The 639-nt window shown below is 53.4% G+C and carries 1 protein-coding gene; it reads left to right on the top strand.

Annotation, left to right across the window (positions count from 1 at the left end):
- Positions 1 to 162: 162 nt before the first annotated feature.
- On the top strand, positions 163 to 564 hold the full coding sequence (locus tag ACLKMW_RS26500; protein WP_415727521.1) for a group II truncated hemoglobin: 402 nt from the start codon (positions 163 to 165) through the stop codon (positions 562 to 564).
- Positions 565 to 639: the final 75 nt, after the last annotated feature.

Below are 639 nucleotides of genomic sequence, written 5' to 3'. Positions count from 1 at the left end.
CTCCAGACTTTGATCTCGCCGCCAACATGGCTGGCGGACAAGGAGATTCTAAATTCCGGCCGGTACATTTCTGCAAAACCTACATTGAAAATGAATGATTTTAATCGACACGATATCCAGCCTATGGCATCATTCCGAGTAGTTGCTTGGAAGGCCGGATGAATGGACACACTCGCAGTCAAGAAAAAATCTTTGTATCAGCTCCTGGGTGGAGATGACGGAATTCGAACCCTGGTAGAGACGTTCTACGACATCATCGAACAGGATGAGGACGCCCACGAACTTCACCTTCTGCATATTCGCGGCCACGGTGTCGCGCATTCACGGGAAGAGCAGTTCAACTATCTTTCCGGCTTTCTTGGCGGCCCGCCACGCTATGTCCAGAAACACGGTCACTCGCGCCTCAAGGAAATTCATGAGCATGTGCCGATCGGCCAGGAAATGCGCGACCTATGGTTGAAATGCATGTACCGCGCGGTCGACAAGGTCGGCATTCCGCAAGACGCTGCGGACATCCTGATGCGCCATCTGACCCATGCCGCCGATATCTCGATGAACCAGTGATCGCACGTCCGGCGGCGTAGCGGAGCCTGTCCCGAATACTCGCAAACGAGCATGTTTCGCAGAACTTCGAAGACC

This window comes from Borborobacter xinjiangensis (assembly GCF_047739745.1).
GTDB lineage: Bacteria > Pseudomonadota > Alphaproteobacteria > Rhizobiales > Rhizobiaceae > Pseudaminobacter.
The sequence above is the reverse complement of the archived record's forward strand: the minus strand, read 5'-3'. Positions and strand labels throughout refer to the sequence as shown.